Consider the following 23,967-nt stretch of genomic DNA (forward strand, 5'->3'; position numbering starts at 1 on the left):
CTACCACCGGGAGTCGGGATTCGGGATTGGGGATTGGCAAAGGCCACGGCGACTCTGCCGTTGCCAATCCCGAATCCCGAATCCCGGCAGCTGGGGCAAAGGCCACGGCGGCCCCGCTGTTGCCAATCCCAAATGCCGAATCCCGAATCCCGTCCTCACGGCCGTTCGAGCGGCAACGGCCTGTCCGCCTTGCGTATGCGCTCCCGGCGCAACAAATACAGCCCGCTGGCGACGATGATGCCGGCGCCGGTCCAGGTCCAGGTGTCGGGCAGGGTCTGCCACAGCAGCCAGTCCCAGCCGATCACCCAGACCAGGCCGCTGTATTCCAGCGGTGCGATCATCGAGGCCTCGCCGCGCAGGAAGGCCTGGGTCAGCGCGATCTGGCCCAGCGCGCCGGCCAGGCCCATGCCGGCGATCAGCCAGGCATGGCCGCCCTGCAGCGGCACCCAGCCGGGAATGGCCAGCACCCCGGCGCCGATCGCCATGAACAGCAGGAACCACACCACCATCGCCTGCGGGGTGTCGGTGCGGGTCAGCAGGCTCACCGTGACCGCGGCCACCGCGTAGGCCGTGGCCGCCAGCAGCACCATCAGCCCCGGCAGCGAGATCAGCCCGTCCACGCCGGGGCGCAGCACCACGACCACCCCGACCAGGCCAATGCCAATCGCGGTCCAGCGGCGCGGCCCGACGTGCTCGCCCAGCAGCGGCACCGACAAGGCCGCCACCAGCAACGGCGCCACGAAGTACAGCGTGTAGGCGGTGGACAACGGCATCCGCTTCAGGCCATAGACGAAGCAGCCGATCATCACCATGCCCAGCACCCCGCGCAGCAGGTGCAGCCCCCAGCGCACCGGCACGATGGAGCGCGGCCCGGCGGTGGCCAGCACCCACACCAGCACGAACGGCAACGACGCCGCGCCACGCAGCATGGTCACCTGCAGTGGCGGGTAATGCGCCGACAGCAGCTTCATTCCCGCGTCCATCAACGAGAAGCAGGCCACGGCGGCCACCATCCAGGCGATGGCGGGAAGCGGAGAACGGGGGGTGGGCATGGGCGTAGTATCGCCGCCGTAGCGCGCCGGCCGCCAATGTGCCGATACGGGGCAGTGCGGCCGATGGCCTAGAATGGCCGCTGTATTCAGACAGCAGGAGCCTTGCATGCCTTCCTTCGACGTGGTGTCCGAAGTCGACAAGCACGAATTGACCAATGCGGTGGACCAGGCCAACCGCGAACTGGACACGCGTTTCGACTTCAAGGGTGTGGAGGCAAAGTTCGAGCTGGAAGACGGCAAGGTGATCAACCAGTCCGCCCCCAGCGACTTCCAGCTCAAGCAGATGACCGACATCCTGCGCGCGCGGCTGCTGGCGCGCGGCATCGACGTGCGCTGCCTGGAGTTCGGCGACGTGGAAACCAACCTGGCCGGTGCGCGGCAGAAGGTCACCGTCAAGCAGGGCATCGAGCAGAAGCAGGCCAAGCAGCTGGTGGCCAAGCTCAAGGAAGCCAAGCTCAAGGTGGAAGCGCAGATCAACGGCGACAAGCTGCGCGTGACCGGCAAGAAGCGCGACGACCTGCAGGATGCGATCGCGCTGCTGAAGAAGGCCGACTTCGAGTTGCCGCTGCAGTTCGACAACTTCCGCGATTGAGCGCAGCCCAACGATGGCGGTGGGGGCGGTGATCGATCCGGCGGTGCAGCGCCCAGGCCCAGGCTGGGGTGATGCGCACGGCGGCAGCGGCAGCGGCCGCGGGCGCTGTGCGGTTGCCAGCGCCGGGCGGCTGGCGTAGCGGCCTGCGATGCGCGCCCGGCTTGCCAGCCTGTTGCATCGCCTGCACGCGTTCCGGCAGGCAGGCACGCGCACCACAGGCGTTGCGCCCGTCACGCGGGCGTATGCGCAGCCGCGGATCGAAGCCGGATCGACGCTGCACACCATGGCGGGCCTGGATCCGACCGAGGCAGCCGCCTTCGCCGATGCGTTTGCGGCGGAGATCGACCGCGCCATAGCGCAGTGCACGCTGGGCGATGCCGCCAGCAGCCAGGCGCAGGCGCTGGAACAGATCCACTCGCTGAAGAACACCATTTCGCTGACCGGCTCGCAGGAATTGCTCAAGGCCTGCGACCAGCTGCGCAGCGAGGTGGAGCGCGACGCCTTCGGCGACACGCTTGCGCAGCGCTTCACTGCGGTGGCAACCGCCGCTGGTCTACTGGTCAGACAGTACCGGCGCACCCTTCCTCTGGACGACGCGGAGCCTCATGCCTAGCTCTTTCCACCGCGCAGCGCCCGGCCTGATTCCGGCGGCCAGGCAGTTGCGCAACGACAGACTGGTGCGGCTGCTCGAGTCGTTTCTGGAATACCGCGTCTGCGTTGGCCGCGTGGTGGTGCAGACCATCGTGACGCTGTGGTGCCTGGGCTGGCTGTACGGGCCGCAGCCGGTGCTGGTCAAGGATGCGCATGCGGTGTTTCCGACCGCGGTGACCTTGTGGGTCATCTCGGTGATCTGGATGGTGCTGGTGCGGCGCAAGACCATTGCGCAGGGGGAATGGCTGGATGCGGTGGGCTTTGCGATGAGCCTGCTGTTCATCGGCATCCAGACCACCCAGGCCTTCATCCTGCTGATGTCGTTGAACGCGTTCCTGCCGTTCATCACCATCGCCGCGGTGGCGCGCTACGGGCAACGCGCCACCTTGCCGGTGCTGCTGTGCACCTTCGTGTTGATGCTGGTGACCGCACCGGCCGGCTACTGGTTGTCGCGGCCGGCGTATTTCGTCTACGCGGTGGCGTTGAGCATGGTGCTGCCGCTGCTGGTGTCGCGCATCGTGATCGCAATGCAGGAAGTGGCATTGCAGGCGCTCGCCTCGCGCGATGCGCAAAGCCGCTTCATCAGCACCATGAACCACGAATTGCGCACGCCGTTGAACGCCGTCATCAACTGCGCGCAGCTGATCGACACCGACGCCATGCCGGCGCAACAGCGCGATCTGATACAGGCGGTGACGGTCAACGCCACCGCCCTGCGCCACCGCGTCAACGAGGTGCTGGACGTGGCCAGCATCGACGGCGGGCGCCTGCAATTGCACAGCAAGCCGTTGAGCATGCTGGACGTGCTGACCACCGTCAAAGCGGTCTGCGCGACCGCCGCATCCACCAAGGGCGTGTCGCTGGGCGTGCGCATGGAAGCGGCCCAGACGCCCTACCTGCTGGGCGACGAAGGCCGCATCGAGCAGGTGATCACCAACCTGGTCATCAACGCGATCAAGTTCACCCCGGCCGGTGGCGCAGTGGAGTTGTTGATCGAGGCGACCCAGGCCGATGGGCGCTGGACGCTGGAGGCCACCGTCACCGATACCGGCATCGGCGTGCCCGACGACAGGAAGGCCTACATCTTCACCCCGTTCACCCAGCTCAGCACCGGCTTCAGCCGTGCCGAAGGCGGTGTCGGCCTGGGCCTGTACATCGCCTTGTCGGTGTCCGATGCGATGGGGGGCAGCCTGACGGTGAGCGACAACCCTGCCGGCGGCAGCATCTTCCGCTGGATCTTCGAGCTGCCGGCCGCCGCCGCCAACAGCAGCCGCACGCGCGATCTGCGCGATGCGCTGGCCGAGCACGCACGCACGGTGCCGCCGCTGCATTGCCTGGTGTTCGAGGACATGGATACCAATCGCCTGGTGATCGGCAACCTGCTGACCCGCGCCGGGCACCGGGTGAGCTTCCATGCCGATGGCAGCGACGCGGTGCAGCGCATCGCCCAGGCCGGCCCGGACATCGTGTTTCTCGATCTGCACATGCCCGGCACCTCCGGCTGGGACGCGCTGGGACAGGCGCGCGATGCGATCGACCGGTTGCCGCCGATCATCGTGCTGACCGCCGACACGCGCACCGATTCGATGCGCGAGGCCGCTGCCGCCGGCGTGGCCGGGTATCTGTCCAAGCCGATCAACGCGCACGAATTGCTTGCACTGCTTGCCCAGCATGCCGCACAACGCTGATCCCGTTCTGAAACCGGGCAATGCGGCGCGCTGGCACTGGCGTACCGCAACCCCGGCACGCCGCGGCCTGGCGTTGCTGTACCTGCACGGGTTTTCCGCAAGCCCGGGCGAAGCCGGCGCGCTGCCCGAACAGATGGCCGATGCGCTGGACGCCAACGGCTACGTGCACCGCTGGCCCGGCCATGGGCAGCGCGCAGCCGATGCCATGGCCGGGCTCACCCCGGCCGCGATGCAGGCCTCGGCACTGCAGGCGCTGGATCAGGCGCAGCGGATGGGCGAGCGTGTGACCATTGTCGGCTCCTCGCTGGGCGGCACCCTGGCGCTATGGCTGGCCGCACAGCGCCCCGAGCAGGTTGCCGCGGTGGTGGCGTGGTCGCCCGGCATCCGGCCCGTCAACGCCGGCCTGCTGGACCGGCTCTGCGAGGCGCAGGTGCCGGTCACCGACCCGTACCCGCGCACCGAGGCAGTGCAGGCCTGCTGGTCGGACACCATCCATCCCGATGGCTTTCGCACACTGCGTGGTCTGTTCGAGCTGTTTGCAGCCTCCCCGCCGTGGCCGCAGGTGCGCTGCCCGGTCATGCTGGGCTACTACCGCGCGCCCAACGGCGATGAAGACCCGATCTCCTCGGTGCCGGCGATGCTGGCGATGTTCGATGCGCTGGGCACGGCGCCAGCGCGCAAGCAGGCGATCGCCTTCGCCAGCGGCGCACATGCCATCGGCTCGCCGCACAAGTCCCCGATCGCCGAGCACGTGGCGCAAACGGCGGTGCAGTTCCTGCGTCAACAGCTTGGCGCTGACAACCACCCGAGCTAGCTGGCAGTACCGACAGCCGCGATGGATCGGGCGCCATGCGCTTGCGCCACCACGGCCGGGGTTGCACTGCGATTGGTGGCGGCCGTGGCATCGGCGGCCCTGCCGGCAGCGATCGCATACACTGGCGCGCCATCACGCCGCCGCCACGATGACCGCCACGCCCACCCTGCCCGATCCCCTGGCCGCCACCCGCACCTGGATCGAGCGCGCGGTGATCGGGCTGAACCTGTGCCCGTTCGCCAAGGCGGTGTACGTCAAGGCACAGGTGCGCCTGGTGCTCAGCGATGCCAGCACGCCGGAGGCGCTGCTGGAGCAACTGGCCGAAGAGCTCGTCCTGTTGCGCGACACCCCGGCCGAGCAGATCGACACCACGCTGATCGTGCATCCGGACGTGCTGACCGACTTCCTGGATTACAACGACTTTCTCGACAACGCCGATGCGGCGGTGGAAGCGCTGGATCTGCAGGGCGTGCTGCAGGTGGCCAGCTTCCATCCCGATTACCAGTTCGCCGGTGCTGCGCCGGACGATGTGGCCAACTTCACCAATCGCTCGCCCTTCCCCACCCTGCACCTGCTGCGCGAAGACAGCGTGGAGCGCGCGGTGGCGGCGTTCCCGGATCCGGATGTGATCGTCGAACGCAATATCGCCACGCTGGAACGGCTGGGCCATGCCGGCTGGGAGCGGGTGTTGAACGGGGCCGAGCACTGAGGCCGGCGAGGCTTTGCGCACGCCGCTCATAGGCAGGCAGATCGCACGTATCGCCTTTTGGCACCACCTCATGAACGCGGCACCAGCGCGCGCAGCGTTCGTGCGGGGATACACGCGGCGTTGCCAGGGCGCTGACAGCGTGCGCGCTACAGTGCCGCCTCCTACCGCACGGTGCGCATGCCATGGCCCTGACTCCCGGCATTTCCACATGGAACCCCTCACCGCTGCAGGACCGCGTGGTGGTGATCACCGGCGGCGCGCAAGGCATCGGTCGCGGCATTGCGCAGGCGGTGCTGGGTGCCGGCGGCAGCGTGGTGATCGGCGACCTGGACGCGGCAGCCGGCAAGGCCTGCCTGCAGGAATGGGCGCTACCGCGTCGCAGCGCCTTCGTGCGGTGCGATGCGGCGCGTGAAACGCAGGCCACACGCCTGATCGCCACCGCGCTCAAACGCTTCGGCCGGATCGATGGCCTGGTCAACAATGCCGGCGTGCCCGACCCGCATATCCCCGCGCTGCCGCAGCTGGACTGGGACACCTGGAACCGCCGGCTGTCCAGCCTGCACGGCGCCTTCCTGTGCAGCAAACACGCGCTGCCTGCGCTGACGCAGGCGCCCGGTGGTGGCGCGATCGTCAACATCGCCTCCACCCGCGCCTGGCAATCGGAGCCGCACAGCGAAGCCTATGCGGCCGCCAAGGGCGGCCTGGTCGCCTTCACTCATGCGCTGGCGGTGAGCGAAGGCCCGCAGGTCCGCGTCAACAGCATCAGCCCGGGCTGGATCAGCACCGATGCCTGGCGTGCCCCGCAGCGTCGACGTGCACCCAAACTCTCGCGGCGCGATCATGCGCAGCATCCGGCCGGGCGGGTGGGCACCCCGGAAGACATCGCGCAATTGGCGGTCTATCTGCTGGCACCACAGCTGTCCGGCTTCGTTACCGGGCAGGACTTCGTTGTCGATGGCGGCATGTCGCGCAAGATGCAGTACGCGTAAGGGCAAGCTACTGATGCAGCCTGGGTGATGCGGCTGCAGCGCGGTGCTGGCACGCAGCGACGCACCTGCTTGCCGGTGCTTGGTGTTCGTCACGCTCGACGCGGCTGGGCCCGGGATGTGAGCGCTGCGGTCCGGAGGCCGGTCCAGGCGCTCGCCGACACACGCTGTTCAGCCCGAAAGTTGCGCTTCCAGCAGGCGCTGCGCATCGCCCAGCGAGGGCAGGATGCGATGGCCGAGCGCGCGTACTGCGGCATCGGGCTCGAGCAGGTCCGGGATCTGGATCGGCGTCATGCCGGCCGCCAATGCGGCGCGCACGCCGGTGGGCGAGTCTTCCAGTACCAGGCAGTGCGCAGGGTCCACCGCCAGCGTGTGCGCAGCCAGCAGGTAGATGTCCGGTGCGGGCTTGGGATGGACCACATCGCTGGCCGTGCATACCGCCGCGAAGCGCCACAGCAGATCGGCCGCCTCCAGCTTGCGCAGCGCAAGCGGGCGCTGGGTGGAGGTGGCCACTGCACGCGGCATGCCCTGCGCGGCCAGGTAGTCCAGCAACGCGATGATGCCGGGCCGGTGCGGGATACCGCGTTCGACCGCAGCGGCATAAAGCCCTTGCGCGTGCGCCAGCATGCTGTCGGCAGCCGTGTCGCCGACCCGCTCGCCCAGCAACCGGCGGCAGGCCGCATCGCCGGTGCCGACCATGCGCAGCCAGAATGACGGCTCGATCTGCAGGCCCTGGTCGGCGGCGGCCTGCGCCAGACAGGCGGTGATGGCGCGCTCGCTGTCGAGCATCAGACCATCCATGTCGAAGATCACCGCCTGCGGGCGGAACGGCAACGGAGGGATCTGGCTCATGCGGCAGCTCCGCGGCCGAACAGCACTTCCAGGTCCACCGCCTCCAGCGCGCGCCAGTGCCCGGACGGCAGCGCGTCCAGCGACAACCCGCCGATGCGGCTGCGATGCAGGGCGACCACGTGATTGCCGGCGGCAGCGAACATGCGACGCACCTGGTGGTAGCGGCCTTCGTGCAGGGTCAGCCGCGCCTGGCGTGGACCGGCCACCTCCAGTTCGGCCGGCAACAGCGGCTTGGTCTCGCCTTCCAGCAGCAGCGTGCCGCTGGAAAACAGCGCCGCCTCGTCACCACGCAGGTCCTCGGCCAGCGTGACCTCGTAGACCTTGTCCAGCGCGGACTTGGGCGAAATGATCCGGTGCAGCAGCGCGCCATCGTCGGTCATCAGCAGCATGCCGCTGGTCTGCCGGTCCAGCCGGCCCACCGGCGCCAGCACCGGTGCGCGCAGGCGGAAGCGCGGCGGCAGCAGCTCGTAGATCAGCCGGCCGGTGTCCTTGGTGGAACAGGTGTAGCCGCCGGGCTTGTGCAACAGCAGGCTGAACCCCGGCGGCGGATCGAGCGGCTCGCCATCGATGCGGATGGCGTCGTGCTCCACCTGATCGTCGGCATACAGCACCTCGCCCTGCACGTCGGTGACCGCGCCCTGGCGGAACAGCTGGGTCACCTGCTTGCGGCTGCCATAGCCCAGGTTGGCGATGTGCTTGACCAGCTTCATGCGCGCGCTCCACGGCCGCGGGTGGCGGCGATCAGCTTGAAGCCATCGCGCTCGGCGGCCACGCGCACCTGGCCGAAACTCTCGTTGAGGATCTGTTCGTAGGGCAGATGCCGGTTGGCCACCAGCAACAACTGCCCGCCCGGACGCAGCGCCTGCGCGGCCACGGCGATGAAGCGCTGCCCGATATCCGGGCGATCGGCGCGCGAGGGCGTGTGGAACGGCGGGTTGCTGACGATGAAATCGTACTGGGCCGCCAGCCCGGCGGTGACGTCGCGCCAGTGATAGTGCAGCTGCGCCGGGTGCGGGTTGTCCTGCAGGTTGCGTCGTGCCAGATCCAGCGCGCGCGCCTGCGCTTCGTACAGGTCCAATGCGGTGACCTTGGGGCAACGCGCCAGCACTTCGGCCGACAGGTAACCGAAGCCCGCGCCCAGGTCGGCGCCATGCCCGGCCAGCGTGGGCGGCAGATGCTCGACCAGCAGCGCCGATGCCGGATCGATGCGATCCCAGGCGAACACGCCGGGGCGGCTGATGAAACGCCCGTCGAGGATCTTGCGCGGTGCATCCAGCGCGGCCCAACGCGCCTGCAGCGCGGCATCGGTGGCGGCCGGCAGCGGCGCGGTCCAATAGGTGCGGCAGTGGTACTTGGTCAGGCTGCCGGCCAGGCCGCTGAGCTGGCGCAGATCGGCTTCGCCGGAGCGCGCGCCCTCGTTGTTGGACTGGCAGGCCACCACGCGCCCACCCGGCGCGGTCAATGCCACCGCCCGCGCAAACAGCGCGCGCGCCTCGTCGCGCTGACGCGGCGGCAAGACCAGCACCAGCGCATAGCGGGTGCTGTCGGCCTCGATCTCGCGTTCTTCGCGCAGCTGCCAGCCGCTGTGCTCCAGCGCCTGCGCGAACGGGCGAAAGCTCTGCTCGCAGATCAGCGCGTCGGCCGCGGCATGTTCGCGCAGCGCAACGCCATCGCGTGCGCGCAGGAACAGCACCGGCCCTTGCGGCCATGGCAGCGCGCCCTGGGCGAACGGCAGGAACAGCGCTTGAAGTGGGGCATCGTGCGGGCCAGCCATCGGATCATCGGGTCGGGAACGGGCCGCCATTGTAAGGGACCGCTGCCAGACGCCCGCGGCCGCCCTTCCAATGCGTATACGGACTATTGATGCCCACGCAACATCTGCCCGCCTAGGCTGGAATCACGCCCACACCGGAGATATGCGATGCGAGCCCTGTTCGTAGGTGGAGTCGTCGACAACAGCGAGATGGATCTGGACGACACCCCGCCCCCGCTGCATTACCCCGAAAACACCGGCGCCGGTCGACCTCGCTATCGCCTGCACCAGATCGGCGAGCGCGACGATGGCAGCGTGGCCTATGCGGTCTACGGTGCGCCGGAAATGGCCGACGACGACATCAGCCGTATCACCGAAGAACGCGGCTATGCGCGCCGGTTCAGCGCATCACCGGAAGCACCACGCTGAGCAGATGTAATGATGGACGCGGGCGTTGAAGCGTCTCGCATCAACGGTGTCGATGTAACGGTACCTTCGATGCGCGCTAGCGTGGGTTGGAGCGATTGCCGGCATGCCGGTGTCAACCAAAACCGGGAATCTGCCCGGTTTTTTCTGGTCGTCACGCGGACTCTCGTGGGGCAGCCATTTGCGCCAGATGCACCGTCCAAGGTGGTAGGCGGATATGTGGAATGGCACCCTGTGGTGCTGGGAGATAGCGCGTGCTGCATAAGGAAGCAGGTCCAGCAAGGCGCATTCTGCTGAATTCCGGCCTGCGCACCGGCCCTCATCCGCCCTTGCGGGGCACCTTCTCCCAGTGGGAGAAGGGTCCAGACCATGCAGATTGCAGCAGCCTGCCTGCACGGCCAACTGCCAGAGGGTTCAGCGCGTCTTCGGGGTCACGCGCCAGATCACATTGCCCACATCGTCGGCCACCAGCAAGGCGCCGATGTTGTCGGAGGTCACGCCCACCGGTCGCCCCTGCGCATTACCCTCGGCATCCAGGAATCCATCCAGCACGGTGATCGGAGCGCCGTTGGGTTTGCCGCCCACGAACGGCACGAACAGCACCTTGTAGCCGCTGGGCGGGTCGCGGTTCCATGAGCCGTGCTGGCCGATAAAGGCGCCCTGGCGAAAGCGCTCCGGCAACAGCGTGCCGCTGGCAAAGCTCAGCCCCAGCGAGGCAGTGTGCGGGCCCAGCGCATAGTCCGGCTTGATGGCCTTGGCCACCAGCTCGGCGTTCTGCGGCTGCACCCGCTCGTCCACATGCTGCCCGTAATAGCTGTAGGGCCAGCCATAGAAACCGCCATCGCGCACCGACGTCAGATAGTCCGGCACCAGATCGCTGCCGATTTCGTCGCGTTCGTTGACCACCACCCACAACGATTTGCTCTGCGGCTCCCATGCGGTTCCTACAGGATTGCGCAAGCCGCTGGCGAACACGCGGCTGCTGCCGGTCGCCGGGTCGATCTCCAGGATGGCGGCGCGATTGAGCTCGGCCTCCATGCCGTTTTCGGCCACGTTGCTGTTGGACCCCACGCCGACATACAGCTTGCTGCCATCGGCGCTGGCCAGCAGCGACTTGGTCCAGTGATGGTTCAAGCCGCCGGGCAGATTGGCCACGAAGGTGGGCTTGGCGGTGATGTGGGTGTCGCCGGGCGTGTACGGAAAGCTCACCAGCGCATCGGCATTGGCCACGTAGAACCGGTCGCCTACCAGGGCCATGCCGAACGGCGAGTACAGCCCACTGATGAATTGCGTGCGGACTTCGGCCACGCCGTCGCCATCGGCGTCGCGCAGCAGGGTGATGCGATTGGCGCTGGGCACGACCGCGCCGGCCTTTTTCATCACCGCGCCCTGCACCTTCTTGCGTAGGCCGCCACCACTGTCGGCATTGTCAGGCTTGGGCGGCTCGGCGGTTTCGGCCACCAGCACATCGCCGTTGGGCAGCACGTACACCCAGCGCGGGTGATCCAGGTCGCGCGCGAACGCACCGACCTGCAGATCGTCGGCAGCCATGGGCTTTGCATTGGCCGCCCAGCGCTTGACCGGCGCGATCTTGACCGTGGGAATCAGGCGCTTCACCGGTTCGGGCAGCTGCGGGTCCGGTCCGGTCCCCTGCTCGATGGCCAGCGTGGCGGTATCGCCGCAACCGGCGAGAATGGCGACGACCATCAGCGACAGCGGCCAGCGAACCAGCGTGGACACGGGTGCATTCATTGCGTAAAGAGTCCTGAACCGTTGCGACAGCTAGTCATCATGCCGACAACAGCGCAGCAAGAAGTAAACACATCGTCAAGACATATGCGTCAGGCGCCGCGTGGATCTGCACCCGGCGGCAGCGGATGCACGGCCACGATACGGTCCATCCAGATCCAGTGGGGTTCCTGCGACGCATCCAGTTGATCCAGACGCAGCTGGCCATTGAGGCCCTCGTTATCGCTGTCGTCGAGATAGGTCTGGATGCTGGGGCGCACCGCAACAGTGCCGCTCAGCAGGCTGCCGTCGTCGAGTTCGACGCGTACCCGCTCCTGGCCCCCTAGCAGGGAGACCCAATGCTCCAGGGTGGCGATCTGCACTTGTTCGGTATACACGTGGGGGGCGTACTTGGGCATCGGGGCACTCCATCGGCGCGGAGCATCACGCTAGGCCAGCATGCGTGAAAAGCGCAGCAAACCTGCTCGTACTCGCTCACACGCTCGCCGCCAAGGCGGCATACCTGGTGCGCGTGGCAAGTTCGCGCAGAGGCATCACTATCACTGAAGCCACACGGCCGACCCAGGTGCCCGATGATTGCCGCGCACACCCCGTGACCTGCCTCGCCTTACTCGGCCGCTTCGCGCGCCGCGCGCACTGCAGTGACCAGCTGCGCCACGCTATACGGCTTGGCCAGATGCTCCTGAAAGCCCGAATCCAGCGCGCGCTTGCGGTCGTCATCGCGGGCCAGTGCGGTGACGGCCACCGCCGGCAAGGCACGCGCGTCCAGGCCCAGGTTTTCGCGCACGGTCCGGATCAGGCCGTAGCCATCCATGCCGGGCATGCCGATATCGGTCAGCATCACATCGAAGCGCGCGTGGCCACGATGATCGATCAAGGCCAGCGCATCGGTGGCGCTACCGGCGGTGACGACCTCCGCGCCCTGCTCTTCGAGCAGCCGGCGCAGGTAATCGAGCATGTCCGGCTGATCTTCCACTGCCAGCAGGCGCAAGCCACTGAGCGCGCGCGCCTCGACGATCTGTTCGGACATCAGGCGCCGGCGCAACTCGCGCCGCGGCCGTTTGCCCTGGTCGGGCACATGTTCGGGCAGGCGCACGGTGAAGGTGGCGCCCTTGCCGCGGCCGCCACTGCTTGCGCCGACCTGGCCACCATGCATTTCCACCAGCTGCTGCACGATCGCCAGGCCCAGGCCCAGCCCGCCATGCTGCCGCGTGGTGGTGCCGTCGGCCTGACGGAACCGCCCGAACAGATGCGGCAGGAATTCGGCGGCGATGCCGTCGCCGGAATCGCGCACCGCCACCAGCAGATGGCCGTCGTCGCGCTCGATGCTGACATCGATGCGGCCATGTGCCGGAGTGAACTTGATCGCGTTGGAGAGCAGGTTCCACAGCACCTGCTGCAGTCGCGTGGCATCGCCCAGCACCAGGCACGGCGTGGACGGCGCATGCAGTTGCAGGACCTGGTCCTTGCCCTCGGCGGCCAATTCCTGGGTATTGAGCGCTTCGCGCACCTGCTCGGCCAGATCCAGCGATTCGACTTCCAGCTGCACCTTGCCCAGCAACATGCTGCTCAGATCGAGCATGTCCGAGATCAGCCGCTTCTGCGCGCGTGCGCTGCTGGCGATCACCGACAGGCCCTTGTAGTTGGCGTGCCCTTCCTCGACCCGCTGCAGCAGCAACTCGCTCCAGCCCAGGATGGTGGTCAGCGGCGTGCGCAGCTCGTGCGACAAGGTGGCCAGGAACTCGTCCTTGAGCCGCGCCATGCTTTCGGCTTCGTTACGTGCGCTGCGCTCGGATTCGAGCAGCTGCTCACGCGCCAGTTCGATCTCGCGCTGCTCGGTCACGTCCGGGCTGCTGCCGGCCAGGCCAATGAAGCGCCCGTCGGCCGAATAGCGCGGGGTGGCGGTCATTTCGATCCAGCGCCACTGGCCGTCGTGACGGCGCGCGCGCACCAGCGCACGCAGCCCGCGCTGATCCTCCAGTGCGGCAGACAGCTCGAACTGGAAGATCGGCAGGTCGTCCGGATGCAGCAGCTCGCTCCACGCCGACACCGTGCCGCTGGAGATATCCAGGCCGAAGAATTCGCCGTAGGCGCTGTTGACGAAGCGCACCACGCCCTGCGCATCCAGCACCCAGACCGGCATCGGCAGCCCGTCGGCCAACGCGCTGAAGCGCGCCTCGCTTTCGGCCAGCTCGCGCTCCACGCGCTTGCGCTCGGTGATGTCCATGAACAACACCGCCACCCGTGCCTGTTCCGGCTGCCCCACCCGGAACGCGTCCACCGAGTACCAGCGGCGCAACGCCTTGGCCTGCATTTCGAAGTGGATGCGGTTGCCGGTGCGGGCCACCTGCCCGTAGCGGTCGAACCATTCCTGCTCATGCTCGGGCAGCATGTTGCGGATGGACACATTCAATGCGTTCGACAGCCCCGTGTAGCGCTCGAAGGCGCCATTGGTCATCCGGATGATGTAGTCAACCGCATGGTCACCATCAAACACCAGATCGATGACGCAGAAGCCGGCATCGATATTGTGAAAGATCTCGTGATACATCCCCGGGTCGAGGAAGGGCTCGGCGATGGCGGCCGGCAACGCGGCGGCCAGATCGGGGCTGGGGCTGGAAGTGCTCAAATCGGAAACCACGGATGCTGCCGGAGCGGATGACGGGCAGATGAAACCATGCCCGATGTCGTCAGCGGGTGCACAGGCGGCCACCAGCGATCACGGATCGGTTACCTGCGGCCCGGCAGCGACGGGCTTGCGGATCATCACCACAGGGTGGCGGCAGCCAGGGCGATACAGCTCGCCAGCACCACGATGCCGACGATCACACCGCGAAACACCCATTCCCCCTCGCGGCGCAGCTGCTCGTCCATCCAGCGCTGCGCTTCCTCGCGCCAGGCGGTGGAGCGGGCATAGTCGGCATCCAGCAGCAGCAACCGTACCCGCGACAAGCCCAATTCGGCGCATTCGCTGCGGCAGCGCTGGCTGAAGCCATCCCCGGCCGTGGCGACCTGCGCGGCGAGGGGCAACTCGAGCTCGAGTTCATGCCTGGACATAACGGGGACGCTCCTGATCAAGCTCGTGTTCCAGCGCCATGCGCGCCAGTTGGGTGTAGTTGGCGCGCGGTCCCTGCCCGCGGCCGGTGAGCATGCCCTGGTAGTCCAGGTCCTGCCAGACCCGCCCGGTCCACTCGACGCAGTCCTCGGCGATGACCAGCATCAACGAATAGCGGTATTCCAGGCCGTTGGCGGCGGTGTAGGCATAGACTGGCGGAAACTGCACCGCTACATCGACCTGGCGTGCCAGCGCGGCCAGGTGATTGCGCAAGGCATCCCGCGGGTCGGTACCTGGGTCCAGCCGCAGCGTGCGGGTGGCCAGGTCCAGGTCCACCTCGCTCTGCAGCGCAACAAAGGCGGCAGCCCCGGTCACAGGGTTGTGCCCATGCTGCTTTGCCCAGTCGATGAACTGCAGGCGCACGTCCGCCGGCATATGCGCCGGCGCCGAAGAAGCTGACTTTGTGCGGTAAGAGTGGGTGTCCATGTCGTTGATCTTCCGGGCTGACCCGTGAAGCACAGGCGCAGGCGCGGTGAACCCACCGTCACGGCGTCCAGCGCGCGGATTAACCGGGCGGCAACGCCCTGCCAGCCGCGGCACTGCGCGTATTGCAGGCCTTCCGGTGCGCCCCCACATTGCACGAACGCACGGTACGCGACGTACCGCACGCTTGGAGGCTTTCCATGAAACGTTCCAGTGTTTCCGGCGCCGGCCTGTTGCTGGCAGGGTTGCTTGCCGCTACCGGCGTTCAGGCCCGCGTCCGCACCGTCACCGACCCGCAGGCGCCACGGGCGCTGGCCAGCGATGGCAAGGTGGATGTGCGCTGGACCGACCCGGCCGAGTTTTCCGATATCCGTTTCAGCGGCAATCGCTGGGAAGCGCAGCGCGGCGATTGGGTCACCCAGCTGGCGACCCATTTCCAGCAAAGCGCCGCGCGCCAGCTGCCCGAGGGCCAGCATTTGAGCGTGACCATCACCGACATCCGCCGCGCTGGCCAGTACGAGCCCTGGCATGGCCCGCGCCTGCAGGATGTGCGCGTGGTCAAGGACATCTATCCGCCGCGCCTGAGTTTCACCTACACGCTCACCACCGCCGATGGCCGGGTGATCGACCAGGGCGAGCGGAAACTGGTGGATTCCGCGTTCCTGATGAGCGGCCCGCGGCTGACCGACAGCGATCCGCTGCGCTTTGAGAAAGCGATGATCGACGACTGGCTGCGTAAACAGTTTCGTGGCGATCGCAGTACGGCTGGGTTGTGATGGTTTGGTGCGGATATCGCCGCCAAACCAGCTAGACCTCGAAAGGTAACGGCGCGTGCCAACGCGCCGTTTTTGTTTATGGACGCGCGACAGCAGTGACGCATCCACACCATGAGATTGCGTCCTAAAGCCCGCTCCCTGCGGGACGAGAAGGCATGGCTTGCGCGCCACAGGCGCGTGTGCCTCGGAGCGCGCGCAGGCCGGGCGCGGAGCGGGGGTTGGGGTGAGATACGTTGGGAAGCCATCGTGGCGTTCCAACTGCACGAGGCTGCGCCCGTACCCTCATCCGGCGCTACGCGCCACCTTCTCCCCCATGAAGGAGGACAATGTCCCGGTGGGAGAAGGGAAGCTCTCGAAGCCGGGCTCTAGCCCCTCTCCCGCCGGGAGAGGGGTTGGGGTGAGGGTACGGGGCGAAGCCCTCGCTACGTCCAACCGCACGAGGCTGCGCCCGTACCCTCATCCGGCGCTACGCGCCACCTTCTCCCCCCATGAAGGAGGACAATGTCCCGGTGGGAGAAGGGAAGAACGCCGCAGCTACCGATCAGCAGCTACCGATCACGCCCCCTTCCGGGCCCTTCTCCCCATGAAGGGGGACACTGTCCCGGTGGGAGAAGGGAATGCATCTGGGCCGAAATTTCGCCCACCGCCGCCTCGCCCGCATACACGCGCGGTACGCGCTTGAGCCCGCACAACAGCTGATACGCGCTGACATTGCAGTGCGCGGCCAGGGTGCCAGGCCGTGGGGCGTCGCCCCACAGCTGCACCGGCGTCCCGATATCGGCGTGCGGATGATCGGTCAGATCCACCGTAAGCATGTCCATGGAGACCCGCCCGATCAGCGGGCAGACCTGGCCGTCCACCAGCACCGGGGTGCCATTGGGCGCGAACTGCGGGTAGCCGTCGGCATAGCCCATCGCCACCACGCCCACGCGGGTTGGCCGCTGCGCCACGAAGCGGGCGCCGTAGCCCACCGGCTCGCCAACCGGCAGCTCGCGCACCGAGATGATGCGCGAGCGCAGCGTCATCACCGGGCGCAGCTGCGCGGTCAGCTCGGTGTCGTGCGGAAAGGGGTTGGCGCCGTACAGCATCAGTCCCGGGCGCGACCAATCGTTGCGCAGCGCCGGCCAGCCGAGCAGGCCGGGCGAATTGCGGATGCTGGTTTCCGCGCGCATGCCGCCTGCGGTGAGCGCGAAGGCCACCGCCTGTTCGTCGGTGCGGCTGCACTCCAGTTCGTCGGCGCGCGCCAGGTGGGTCATCAACACCACCGAGGCGATCTGCGGCAGCCCGTGCAGGCGCAGCCAGGCGGCGCGAAAATCCTCCGGCGACAGGCCGAGCCGGTGCATGCCGCTATCCAGCTTCAGCCAGATGCGCAGCGGCCGCGGGCTCTGGAACCCGGCCAGCGCGCGCACCTGCTGCGGGGTGGCCGCCACCGTCCAAAGATCGTGCTCGGCGATCAGGCGCAGTTCGTCCTGTTCGAAGAAGCCTTCCAGCAGCAGGATCGGCGCACGGATGCCGGCCTGGCGCAGTTCCAGCGCTTCTTCGATGCAGGCTACCGCAAAGCCGTCGGCTTCCGGCTCCAGTGCCTGCGCACAGCGCACCGCACCGTGGCCATAGGCATCGGCCTTCACCACCGCCAGCGCCTTGCTGCCGCCCAACTGCTTGGCCAGGCGGTAGTTGTGACGCAACGCGTCCAGGTCGATCAACGCTTGCGCAGGACGCACTACGCGGCCTCCCGTTGCGGGCGCGCGCTGCGTGGGGACAGGTAGCGGAACACGTCCAGCCCCTCGGTATCGATCTCGGGCGTGCGGCCCTGCATCAGGTCGGCCAGGTAGCGTCCGGAGCCGCAGGCCATGGTCCAGCCCAGCGTGCCGTGGCCGGTATTGAGGAACAGGTTGGCGAACGGGGTGGCGCCCACCACCGGGGTGCCATCCGGGGTGGCCGGGCGCAGGCCGGTCCAGAACTCGGCCTGGGCCAGATCGCCGCCGCCGGGGAACAGCTCGTTGACCACCATCTCCAGGGTGGCGCGACGACGCGGATTCAACGACAGATCGAAGCCGGCCACCTCGGCCATGCCGCCGACGCGGATGCGGTCGTCGAAACGGGTGAGCGCGATCTTGTAGCTCTCGTCCAGCACGGTGGAGGTCGGCGCGCGTTGCGCATCGACGATCGGGATGGTGAGCGAATAGCCCTTGAGCGGATACACAGGCAGATGCAGGCCGAGCGAGAGCAGCAGGTCGGCCGAATAGCTGCCCAGCGCCAGCACGTAGCGGTCGGCGGTCTCGATGCGGCCATCGATCTGCACGCCGGTGATCTCACCGCCGGCATGCTGCAGCCGCTCGATCTGCTGCCCATAGCGGAACTGCACCCCGGCCTGCGCGGCCAGCTCGGCCAGGCGCTGGGTGAACAGCCGGCAGTCGCCGGTCTGGTCTTCGGGCAGGCGCAGCGCGCCGGCCATCTGCGCGCCGCCGCCGGCCAGCCCGGGTTCGTACTGGGAGATCTGCGCAGGGCTCAGCAGCTCGTACGGCACGCCGTACTGGGCCAGCACCTCGATGTCCTGCGCGGCCGCATCGAGCTGCTGCTGGGTGCGGAACAGTTGGGTAGTGCCAAGCTGGCGACCTTCGAATTCGATGCCGGTGTCGGCACGCAATGCATTGAGGCAGTCGCGGCTGTAGTCGGACATGCGCACCATGCGCGCCTTGTTCACCGCATACCGCTCGGCGGTGCAGTTGCGCAGCATCTGGCTCAGCCACGCCAACTGGCGCAGGTCGCGGGTGGGGCGGATCGACAGCGGCGCATGCTGTTCGAACAGCCACTTCACCGCCTTGCCGGGCACGCCGGGTGCGGCCCACGGCGAGGTGTAGCCGAACGACAGCTGGCCGGCATTGGCGTAGCTGGTCTCCAGCGCCGCTGCCGGTTGGCGATCGACCACGGTGACCTCGCAGCCGGCCTGAGCCAGATACCACGCGCTGGTGGTGCCGATGACGCCGCTACCGAGAATGAGCACCCGCATGTCGCTCTCCTGAAAGGGTATTCCCCCACAACCAGACGCTGAGGGAGACAGTTAGCCGCAGTATATTGCGAGCCAGGCAGTGCGATTTCTGGAATCAGACCGCCTTTGCAGTGAAACTTCCTGCCAAACCTTGTGGAGACAAACCCCATGGCTACCCGCGCGCGCGAACTGGACAAGATCGACCGCAAGATCCTGCGCATCCTGCAGCAGGAGGGGCGGATTTCGTTCACCGAACTGGGCGAACGCGTCGGTCTGTCGACCACCCCGTGCACCGAGCGCGTGCGCCGGCTGGAGCGCGACGGCGCCATCACCGGCTACTACGCGCGGCTGGACCCGCACTACCTCAAGGCCAGCCTGCTGGTGTTCGTGGAGATCAGCCTGGCCTACAAGTCCGGCGACATCTTCGAAGAATTCCGCCGCGCCGCGCTGAAGCTGCCCAACGTGCTGGAATGCCATCTGGTCTCCGGCGATTTCGACTACCTGCTCAAGGCGCGTATCAGCGAAATGGCGTCCTACCGCAAGTTGCTCGGCAGCACCTTGCTGACCTTGCCGCATGTGCGCGAATCCAAGAGCTACATCGTGATGGAAGAGGTCAAGGAGACCCTGGCGTTGCCGATTGAGGGCTGAGATTCGGGATTGGGGATTGGGGATTGGGGATTGGGGATTGGCGGATGGTGCGTTGCAGGTCGCGGCGGTTGCGATGCCTGCTGCCAGTCAGCGCACCACGCGCATGCCGTCGCCGGCCGGTACCGCGTCGTAGTAGCGGCCGGTCTTGGTATCCAGCACCCGGTTGGGACCGGCCGGCTGCATGCCCTGCAGCAGCCGGCCATTGCGGTCATAGACCATCGGCGTGGCCGTGGGCACCTCGCTGCCCGCCGGGGCAACCGGTGTGGCCGCCGGGCCGCGGGTGGGAATGCTGGGTGCGGCCGGGCGCTGGCTCAACTGGGAAGGCACCGGGGGCAAGGCATTGGACGGCTGCAGTGCACGCGGCGGCGCCACCTTGGGCTGCGCCGGTGCCGGGGTGGCGATAGGCTGCAGGGTATTGGACGAGCGCGTACTGGTCGCCGACTGCGCCAGCGCCGCACCGGCCATGCCGAGCAGGCCGCACAACACCACGCCGCGCATTGAAGAATGGATCGCCATGACAGGCACCGTGAGTGATCGGGGGTGATTCATCAATTGGGGCGCAGATAGGTTGCGGCAATGCACGCAACCCGCCAGGGGATGAACGCTTTCGTCAGGTCGTTGCAGTGCGAAGACGCCAACCTACCCGCAGGCCGCTTCCTTCTCCCGCCGGGACATCCTCCTCCTCCATGGGGGACAAGGTGGCGCGCAGCGCCGGATGAGGGTGCGTGCGAAGCAGCGGGCTCTCCAGTAGCACGTTTGACTTGTTGAACAGGTCCACCGGTTGAACCACCCACCCGGCGCCCACATCACAGGGGCAGACGCCGGCACGCCGCCAGCGCGCGTATGCGAGAGCCCCATGAGCCAGTTCGATCTCACCCCGCCCTCCCCCGCCCAGCGCGACGCCCTGATCGCCGGGCTCAGCGACGAGGAACAGCGCGTACTGCTGCACCACGGCACCGAGGCGCCGTTCTGCGGGGTGTTCCTGGACAACAAACTGGAGGGCGTCTATACCTGCCGCCTGTGCGGGTTGCCGCTGTTCCGCTCCAGCGCCAAGTTCGATTCCGGCACCGGTTGGCCGAGCTTCTTCGCGCCCTACGATGCCGCGCATGTGCGCGAGATCCGCGATACCAGCTACGGCATGATCCGCACCGAGATCGTCTGCGCGCGCTGCGACAGTCACCTAGGGCATGTGTTCCCGGATGGCCCGCCGCCGACCGGGGAGCGCCATTGCCTCAACTCGGTGTCGCTGGGTTTCACCGAAAACGGCCAGCCGCTGCCCAACCCGCTACAGCGCGCAGGCGCCGAGGCACAGCCGGCCTGACCGCTGCACGGGCTGGCCCTGGCCCCGGCGCGGTGTGCCGTGCCCAGGGCAACCCGTCCCGGGAACGTGCCGGCGGAGCGACGCCGCCGCTGGCCGGTGCAAGGCCATCGACTGCGTGCATGAGGCCGCCACGACAATCGGCTGAACGTTCAGTTACAGCGCACATCTTCACGCCGCGCGCTTCAAGAATCGGCCGCGCAAGCCGAAACCACTAGCAACCCCAGTTTGCTTCCGGCTGCGCCATGCTCATCATCGTTGGCTTCATCGTCGTCATCGTCAGCGTCCTCGGCGGCTATGTGCTGTCGCACGGAAAGCTGGGCGCGTTGTGGCAACCCTACGAGCTGATGATCATCGGTGGCGCGGCGCTGGGCGCGTTCCTGGTCAGCACGCCGGGCAAGATCGTCAAGGAAACCCTCAGCGGCATCATGGGCGTGTTCAAGGGCCCGCAATACAAGTCCGACGACTACAAGGACACCTTGAGCCTGATCTACGAGCTGTTGAACAAGGCCCGCCGCGACGGCTTCATGGCGCTGGAAGACCACGTCGAGAAACCGCAGGACAGCACCATCTTTGGCAACTACCCCAAGGTGGTGGCCGACCATCACCTGCTGGACTTCATCACCGACTGCCTGCGCCTGATGATCGGCAGCAACATCGAGCCGCACGAGCTGGAACCGCTGCTCGAACTGGAACTGGAAAAACACCATCACGAAGCCCTGGCGCCATCGCATGCGCTGAGCAAGGTGTCCGACGGCCTGCCCGGCTTCGGCATCGTGGCCGCGGTGCTGGGCATCGTGATCACCATGGGCTCGATCGGCGGGCCGATCGAAGAGATCGGCCACCACGTCGGTGCCGCGCTGGTCGGCACCTTCCTCGGCATCCTGCTGGCGTATGGCTTCGTGTCGCCATTGTCGGCGGCGATGGAAGCGCGCGCCGAACAGGACGGGCGCATCTACGAAGCGGTCAAGACCGCGTTGCTGGCCTGCCTGCGTGGCTACAACCCGAAGATTGCGCTGGAATTCGCGCGCAAGACCCTGCCCTCCAACGTGCGCCCGAGCTTCGGTGATTTCGAAACGCACCTGAAGACGATCAAGTAGGGCCACCGTCATGGCCGAGGCCAAATCCACCGTCATCATCCGACGGGTCAAGAAGGTGCAGGGCGGCGGCCACCATGGCGGCGCCTGGAAGGTGGCCTTTGCCGACTTCGTAACCGCGATGATGGCCTTCTTCCTGGTGCTGTGGCTGATGGCGGCCACCACCAAGGAACAGCGCGCGGCGATCTCCGAATACTTCCGCAATCCCAGCCCGCTGTCCGGCAAGTCGCCGGCGCCCTCGCCCGGCATGAACGGCCCCGGCGGCGCCAGCACCTCGATGATCAAGCTCGGCGGCACCGCCGACATGGCCAAGGGGCAGAAGGACGAAATGGGCCGCAAGCGCGACAACGCGGCCGACACCGACGTGGACAGCCGTGCCAAGGACAAGCGGCGCCTGGAAGCGCTGATGCAGGACCTGAAGGAAGCCATCGACAAGAGCCAGGCGCTGGAGCCGTTCAAGGACCAGTTGCTGCTGGACCTCACGCCCGATGGCCTGCGCATCCAGATCGTGGACAAACAGAACCGCCCGATGTTCGACATCGGCCGCGACCAGCTCAAGCCGTACACGGTGGACATCCTGCGCGAGCTGGCCAGCTTCATCAATCAGGTGCCCAACCGCATCAGCATCACCGGCCATACCGACACCACCGCCTACAGCAGCGATGCCGGCTACACCAACTGGGAACTCAGCGCAGACCGCGCCAACGCCGCGCGCCGCGCGCTGGTGGGCGGGGGCATGTCCGATGCCAAGGTCACGCGCGTGGTGGGCTTGTCCTCGTCGGTGCTGTTCGACAAGACCGACCCGCAGAACCCGGTGAACCGCCGCATCAGCATCGTGGTGATGACCCAGGACGCCGAGCAGGCCGCGCTCGCCGGTGCCGGCCAGGGCGTGGCACTGGGCAAGCCGATTCCGGATGCGGACACCCATGTGCCCGACCTGAGCGGCGCGGCGGCCACCGGCACCGCAACCGTGGGCAAGCCCGCAGACGGCGCCGCGCCGACCACGACCGCACCGGCACCAGCACCGGCAGCGACCGCCGCCGCCGCGCCGCGCGCTGGCGCACCGCGGGTGTCCTCCAGTGCCCAGGTGGCCTCGGCCGCCGCGCTCGCCAGGGCGGCCGAAGCGGCCGTCGCCGCACCGCGAGTGGCAGTGGAAGCCGCGCCGTCTACGCAGTGAGCCGCCGCCGCGGCAGCTGACGCCGGCAGTGAGTCGCCGGCCTTGCTCGCCGGCCGTGCCTGGTGACCCGTACCAGCCGGACGCATCCGATGGATGACCGGACCAGATCCGGGCCAGACCGATGCCGCGGCCGCGATGATCCGCCGCACCGGTGCCGCCTCGATCCGGGCGCTGCCGCCCTCGCACCGCCACCTCCACGCGCCGCTCATCGCATCGTGCGGCGCACCCTCTAGAATGGCCGGCCATTCCCAGCGTCGAGAACACCGTGTCCCGCAATTCCAAGGCCAAGCGCGACAAGCGCAAGAAGCAGCAGCCCAAGCGCCCCTTCGCCCGCCTGGGCCAGGCGCCCCAGGTCACCAACCACGCCGTGCTGCAGGACGCCGAAGGGCGCGTCGTGGCCGCCATCGGCCTGCAGGGCGGCAGCGAGTGGATGCTGTCGATCGGCGGCCAGACCATGGGCAGCGCCGACAACCCGGTGCCGATGCTGGCCATGCTCAAGCACCTGGCCAACCTGCAGGAAGCCGAAGGCAAGACCATCTCGCTGGAATACTCGACCCGGCTGCAGCAGATGATCGACGACCTGGCCGCCGACGAAGGCCAGACCGCCGAGGAATACCTGACCAAGCTGGTGTCCGAGTTCCAGAACGCCGATGCCGATGAAGACGGCGACGAAGACGCCGACAGCGAGGCAGGCGAAGACGGCAGCGATGCCGTGGCCGACGACGCCGCTGGCGAGGATGCAGGCAGCGACGCCGAAGACGCCGTCGACAACGCCGCCGAGGAAGCCACGGACGAGGCAAGCGACGACAGCGCCGGCAACAAGTCCAAGACCTCCAAGAAGAAGGCCTGACCCGGCCGATGGCCGTCTACGTCGACGATGCAGTGCACCTGTGGCGCGATCAGCGCTGGGCGCACCTGCTCGGCGACACCCTGGACGAGCTGCATGCCATGGCGGCGCGGTTGGGCATCCCCCGCCGCGCCTTCCAGAACAAACTCAGCGGCGCGCACTACGACGTACCCTCTCCGCTGCGCGCCGAGGCGATCGCCCTGGGCGCCATTCCCATTTCCCGCCACACCGACCGTACACTGCTCAAGGCCTTGATCGCCAACGCGCGAGCGCAGGCGCGGGGCGAGGTGCCGTAACGCCGCACC

General features: G+C 67.6%; 25 protein-coding genes and 1 pseudogene. 14 read left to right on the forward strand and 12 right to left on the reverse strand.

Features of this window, described 5'->3' with window-relative positions:
• Positions 1 to 155: 155 nt before the first annotated feature.
• The gene (locus HG421_RS15420) at positions 156 to 1,052 is read right to left on the reverse strand and encodes a DMT family transporter (RefSeq protein ID WP_169707129.1); all 897 of its coding nucleotides are present in this window, start codon (positions 1,050 to 1,052) and stop codon (positions 156 to 158) included.
• A 106-nt stretch (positions 1,053 to 1,158) separates the two neighbouring features.
• Between HG421_RS15420 and HG421_RS15425 the strand changes: the two genes are divergently transcribed.
• The 6 genes from HG421_RS15425 to HG421_RS15450 all read left to right on the forward strand — a co-directional run bounded on the left by HG421_RS15425 (position 1,159) and on the right by HG421_RS15450 (position 6,495).
• Entirely contained in the window at positions 1,159 to 1,644 is a 486-nt protein-coding gene (locus HG421_RS15425; protein WP_169707130.1) for a YajQ family cyclic di-GMP-binding protein, read from the forward strand.
• Positions 1,645 to 1,792: 148 nt separating this feature from the next.
• Entirely contained in the window at positions 1,793 to 2,257 is a 465-nt protein-coding gene (locus tag HG421_RS15430; protein WP_169707131.1) for a hypothetical protein, read from the forward strand.
• A complete protein-coding gene (locus HG421_RS15435) occupies positions 2,250 to 3,983 on the forward strand; it encodes an ATP-binding response regulator (RefSeq protein ID WP_169707132.1) in 1,734 nt (577 codons plus the stop codon). Before HG421_RS15430 ends, HG421_RS15435 begins: the two co-directional genes overlap by 8 nt.
• The gene (locus HG421_RS15440) at positions 3,967 to 4,797 is read left to right on the forward strand and encodes an alpha/beta hydrolase (RefSeq protein ID WP_169707133.1); all 831 of its coding nucleotides are present in this window, start codon (positions 3,967 to 3,969) and stop codon (positions 4,795 to 4,797) included. Before HG421_RS15435 ends, HG421_RS15440 begins: the two co-directional genes overlap by 17 nt.
• A 148-nt stretch (positions 4,798 to 4,945) precedes the next feature.
• Complete coding sequence (locus tag HG421_RS15445) at positions 4,946 to 5,506, forward strand: DUF1415 domain-containing protein (RefSeq protein ID WP_169707134.1); 561 nt, start codon at positions 4,946 to 4,948, stop codon at positions 5,504 to 5,506.
• Positions 5,507 to 5,688: 182 nt separating this feature from the next.
• A complete protein-coding gene (locus HG421_RS15450; RefSeq protein ID WP_169707135.1) occupies positions 5,689 to 6,495 on the forward strand; it encodes an SDR family oxidoreductase in 807 nt (268 codons plus the stop codon).
• A gap of 168 nt (positions 6,496 to 6,663) precedes the next feature.
• Here the strand turns inward: HG421_RS15450 and HG421_RS15455 are convergent, their stop codons facing one another.
• Genes HG421_RS15455 through HG421_RS15465 form a run of 3 tightly spaced genes read right to left on the reverse strand, consistent with a single transcriptional unit; the run spans position 6,664 to position 9,118 of the window.
• Positions 6,664 to 7,344, reverse strand: a complete 681-nt coding sequence (locus HG421_RS15455) for an HAD family hydrolase (protein WP_169707136.1) — start codon at positions 7,342 to 7,344, stop codon at positions 6,664 to 6,666.
• Complete coding sequence (locus tag HG421_RS15460; RefSeq protein ID WP_169707137.1) at positions 7,341 to 8,054, reverse strand: pseudouridine synthase; 714 nt, start codon at positions 8,052 to 8,054, stop codon at positions 7,341 to 7,343. The genes HG421_RS15455 and HG421_RS15460 overlap by 4 nt, the downstream gene beginning before the upstream one ends.
• Positions 8,051 to 9,118, reverse strand: coding sequence for a class I SAM-dependent methyltransferase (locus HG421_RS15465; RefSeq protein WP_169707138.1), 1,068 nt, complete (start codon positions 9,116 to 9,118; stop codon positions 8,051 to 8,053). Before HG421_RS15465 ends, HG421_RS15460 begins: the two co-directional genes overlap by 4 nt.
• Before the next feature lie 147 nt (positions 9,119 to 9,265).
• Between HG421_RS15465 and HG421_RS15470 the strand changes: the two genes are divergently transcribed.
• Entirely contained in the window at positions 9,266 to 9,526 is a 261-nt protein-coding gene (locus tag HG421_RS15470) for a hypothetical protein (protein ID WP_169707139.1), read from the forward strand.
• A gap of 411 nt (positions 9,527 to 9,937) precedes the next feature.
• Here the strand turns inward: HG421_RS15470 and HG421_RS15475 are convergent, their stop codons facing one another.
• The 5 genes from HG421_RS15475 to HG421_RS15495 form a co-directional block, all read right to left on the reverse strand.
• Positions 9,938 to 11,275: a PQQ-dependent sugar dehydrogenase gene (locus HG421_RS15475; protein WP_169707140.1), complete on the reverse strand. Its 1,338-nt coding sequence runs from the start codon at positions 11,273 to 11,275 to the stop codon at positions 9,938 to 9,940.
• An 89-nt stretch (positions 11,276 to 11,364) separates the two neighbouring features.
• Positions 11,365 to 11,670: a DUF3247 family protein gene (locus HG421_RS15480; protein ID WP_169707141.1), complete on the reverse strand. Its 306-nt coding sequence runs from the start codon at positions 11,668 to 11,670 to the stop codon at positions 11,365 to 11,367.
• Between the two features lie 209 nt (positions 11,671 to 11,879).
• Complete coding sequence (locus HG421_RS15485; RefSeq protein ID WP_169707142.1) at positions 11,880 to 13,913, reverse strand: hybrid sensor histidine kinase/response regulator; 2,034 nt, start codon at positions 13,911 to 13,913, stop codon at positions 11,880 to 11,882.
• 125 nt (positions 13,914 to 14,038) lie between these two features.
• The gene (locus tag HG421_RS15490) at positions 14,039 to 14,329 is read right to left on the reverse strand and encodes a hypothetical protein (protein WP_169707143.1); all 291 of its coding nucleotides are present in this window, start codon (positions 14,327 to 14,329) and stop codon (positions 14,039 to 14,041) included.
• Positions 14,316 to 14,762 carry a hypothetical protein gene (locus tag HG421_RS15495; protein WP_169708223.1) on the reverse strand — a complete coding sequence of 149 codons (447 nt, stop codon included), beginning with the start codon at positions 14,760 to 14,762 and terminating at the stop codon, positions 14,316 to 14,318. The genes HG421_RS15490 and HG421_RS15495 overlap by 14 nt, the downstream gene beginning before the upstream one ends.
• Positions 14,763 to 15,010: 248 nt before the next feature.
• Here HG421_RS15495 and HG421_RS15500 point away from each other — a divergent pair, with 248 nt between their 5' ends.
• A complete protein-coding gene (locus HG421_RS15500) occupies positions 15,011 to 15,586 on the forward strand; it encodes a DUF3016 domain-containing protein (protein WP_169707144.1) in 576 nt (191 codons plus the stop codon).
• 626 nt (positions 15,587 to 16,212) lie between these two features.
• Here the strand turns inward: HG421_RS15500 and alr are convergent.
• Together alr and HG421_RS15510 are read right to left on the reverse strand one after the other, a co-directional pair.
• Positions 16,213 to 17,307 (reverse strand): annotated as a pseudogene (gene alr / locus HG421_RS15505) (alanine racemase); the annotation flags it as partial.
• Positions 17,307 to 18,596: a D-amino acid dehydrogenase gene (locus HG421_RS15510; RefSeq protein WP_169707145.1), complete on the reverse strand. Its 1,290-nt coding sequence runs from the start codon at positions 18,594 to 18,596 to the stop codon at positions 17,307 to 17,309. The pseudogene alr and the gene HG421_RS15510, both read right to left, overlap by 1 nt.
• 147 nt (positions 18,597 to 18,743) lie before the next feature.
• On the opposite strand from HG421_RS15510, the gene HG421_RS15515 reads away from it, so the two are divergent.
• Positions 18,744 to 19,223 (forward strand): Lrp/AsnC ligand binding domain-containing protein, encoded by a 480-nt coding sequence (locus HG421_RS15515; RefSeq protein WP_005992148.1) that lies wholly within the window; start codon positions 18,744 to 18,746, stop codon positions 19,221 to 19,223.
• Positions 19,224 to 19,310: 87 nt separating this feature from the next.
• Here the strand turns inward: HG421_RS15515 and HG421_RS15520 are convergent, their stop codons facing one another.
• Positions 19,311 to 19,739 (reverse strand): hypothetical protein, encoded by a 429-nt coding sequence (locus HG421_RS15520; RefSeq protein WP_169707146.1) that lies wholly within the window; start codon positions 19,737 to 19,739, stop codon positions 19,311 to 19,313.
• Positions 19,740 to 20,079: 340 nt separating this feature from the next.
• Here HG421_RS15520 and msrB point away from each other — a divergent pair, with 340 nt between their 5' ends.
• The 5 genes from msrB to HG421_RS15545 all read left to right on the forward strand — a co-directional run bounded on the left by msrB (position 20,080) and on the right by HG421_RS15545 (position 23,958).
• Complete coding sequence (gene msrB / locus HG421_RS15525; protein WP_169707147.1) at positions 20,080 to 20,544, forward strand: peptide-methionine (R)-S-oxide reductase MsrB; 465 nt, start codon at positions 20,080 to 20,082, stop codon at positions 20,542 to 20,544.
• Between the two features lie 242 nt (positions 20,545 to 20,786).
• Complete coding sequence (motA, locus tag HG421_RS15530; RefSeq protein WP_003489127.1) at positions 20,787 to 21,641, forward strand: flagellar motor stator protein MotA; 855 nt, start codon at positions 20,787 to 20,789, stop codon at positions 21,639 to 21,641.
• Positions 21,642 to 21,651: 10 nt separating this feature from the next.
• Positions 21,652 to 22,815: a flagellar motor protein MotB gene (gene motB / locus HG421_RS15535; protein ID WP_169707148.1), complete on the forward strand. Its 1,164-nt coding sequence runs from the start codon at positions 21,652 to 21,654 to the stop codon at positions 22,813 to 22,815.
• A gap of 265 nt (positions 22,816 to 23,080) precedes the next feature.
• Positions 23,081 to 23,665 (forward strand): hypothetical protein, encoded by a 585-nt coding sequence (locus HG421_RS15540; protein WP_169707149.1) that lies wholly within the window; start codon positions 23,081 to 23,083, stop codon positions 23,663 to 23,665.
• 8 nt (positions 23,666 to 23,673) lie between these two features.
• The gene (locus HG421_RS15545; protein WP_169707150.1) at positions 23,674 to 23,958 is read left to right on the forward strand and encodes a DUF4031 domain-containing protein; all 285 of its coding nucleotides are present in this window, start codon (positions 23,674 to 23,676) and stop codon (positions 23,956 to 23,958) included.
• Positions 23,959 to 23,967: the final 9 nt, after the last annotated feature.

The organism is Xanthomonas campestris pv. badrii (assembly GCF_012848175.1).
Taxonomy (GTDB): domain Bacteria; phylum Pseudomonadota; class Gammaproteobacteria; order Xanthomonadales; family Xanthomonadaceae; genus Xanthomonas; species Xanthomonas campestris_C.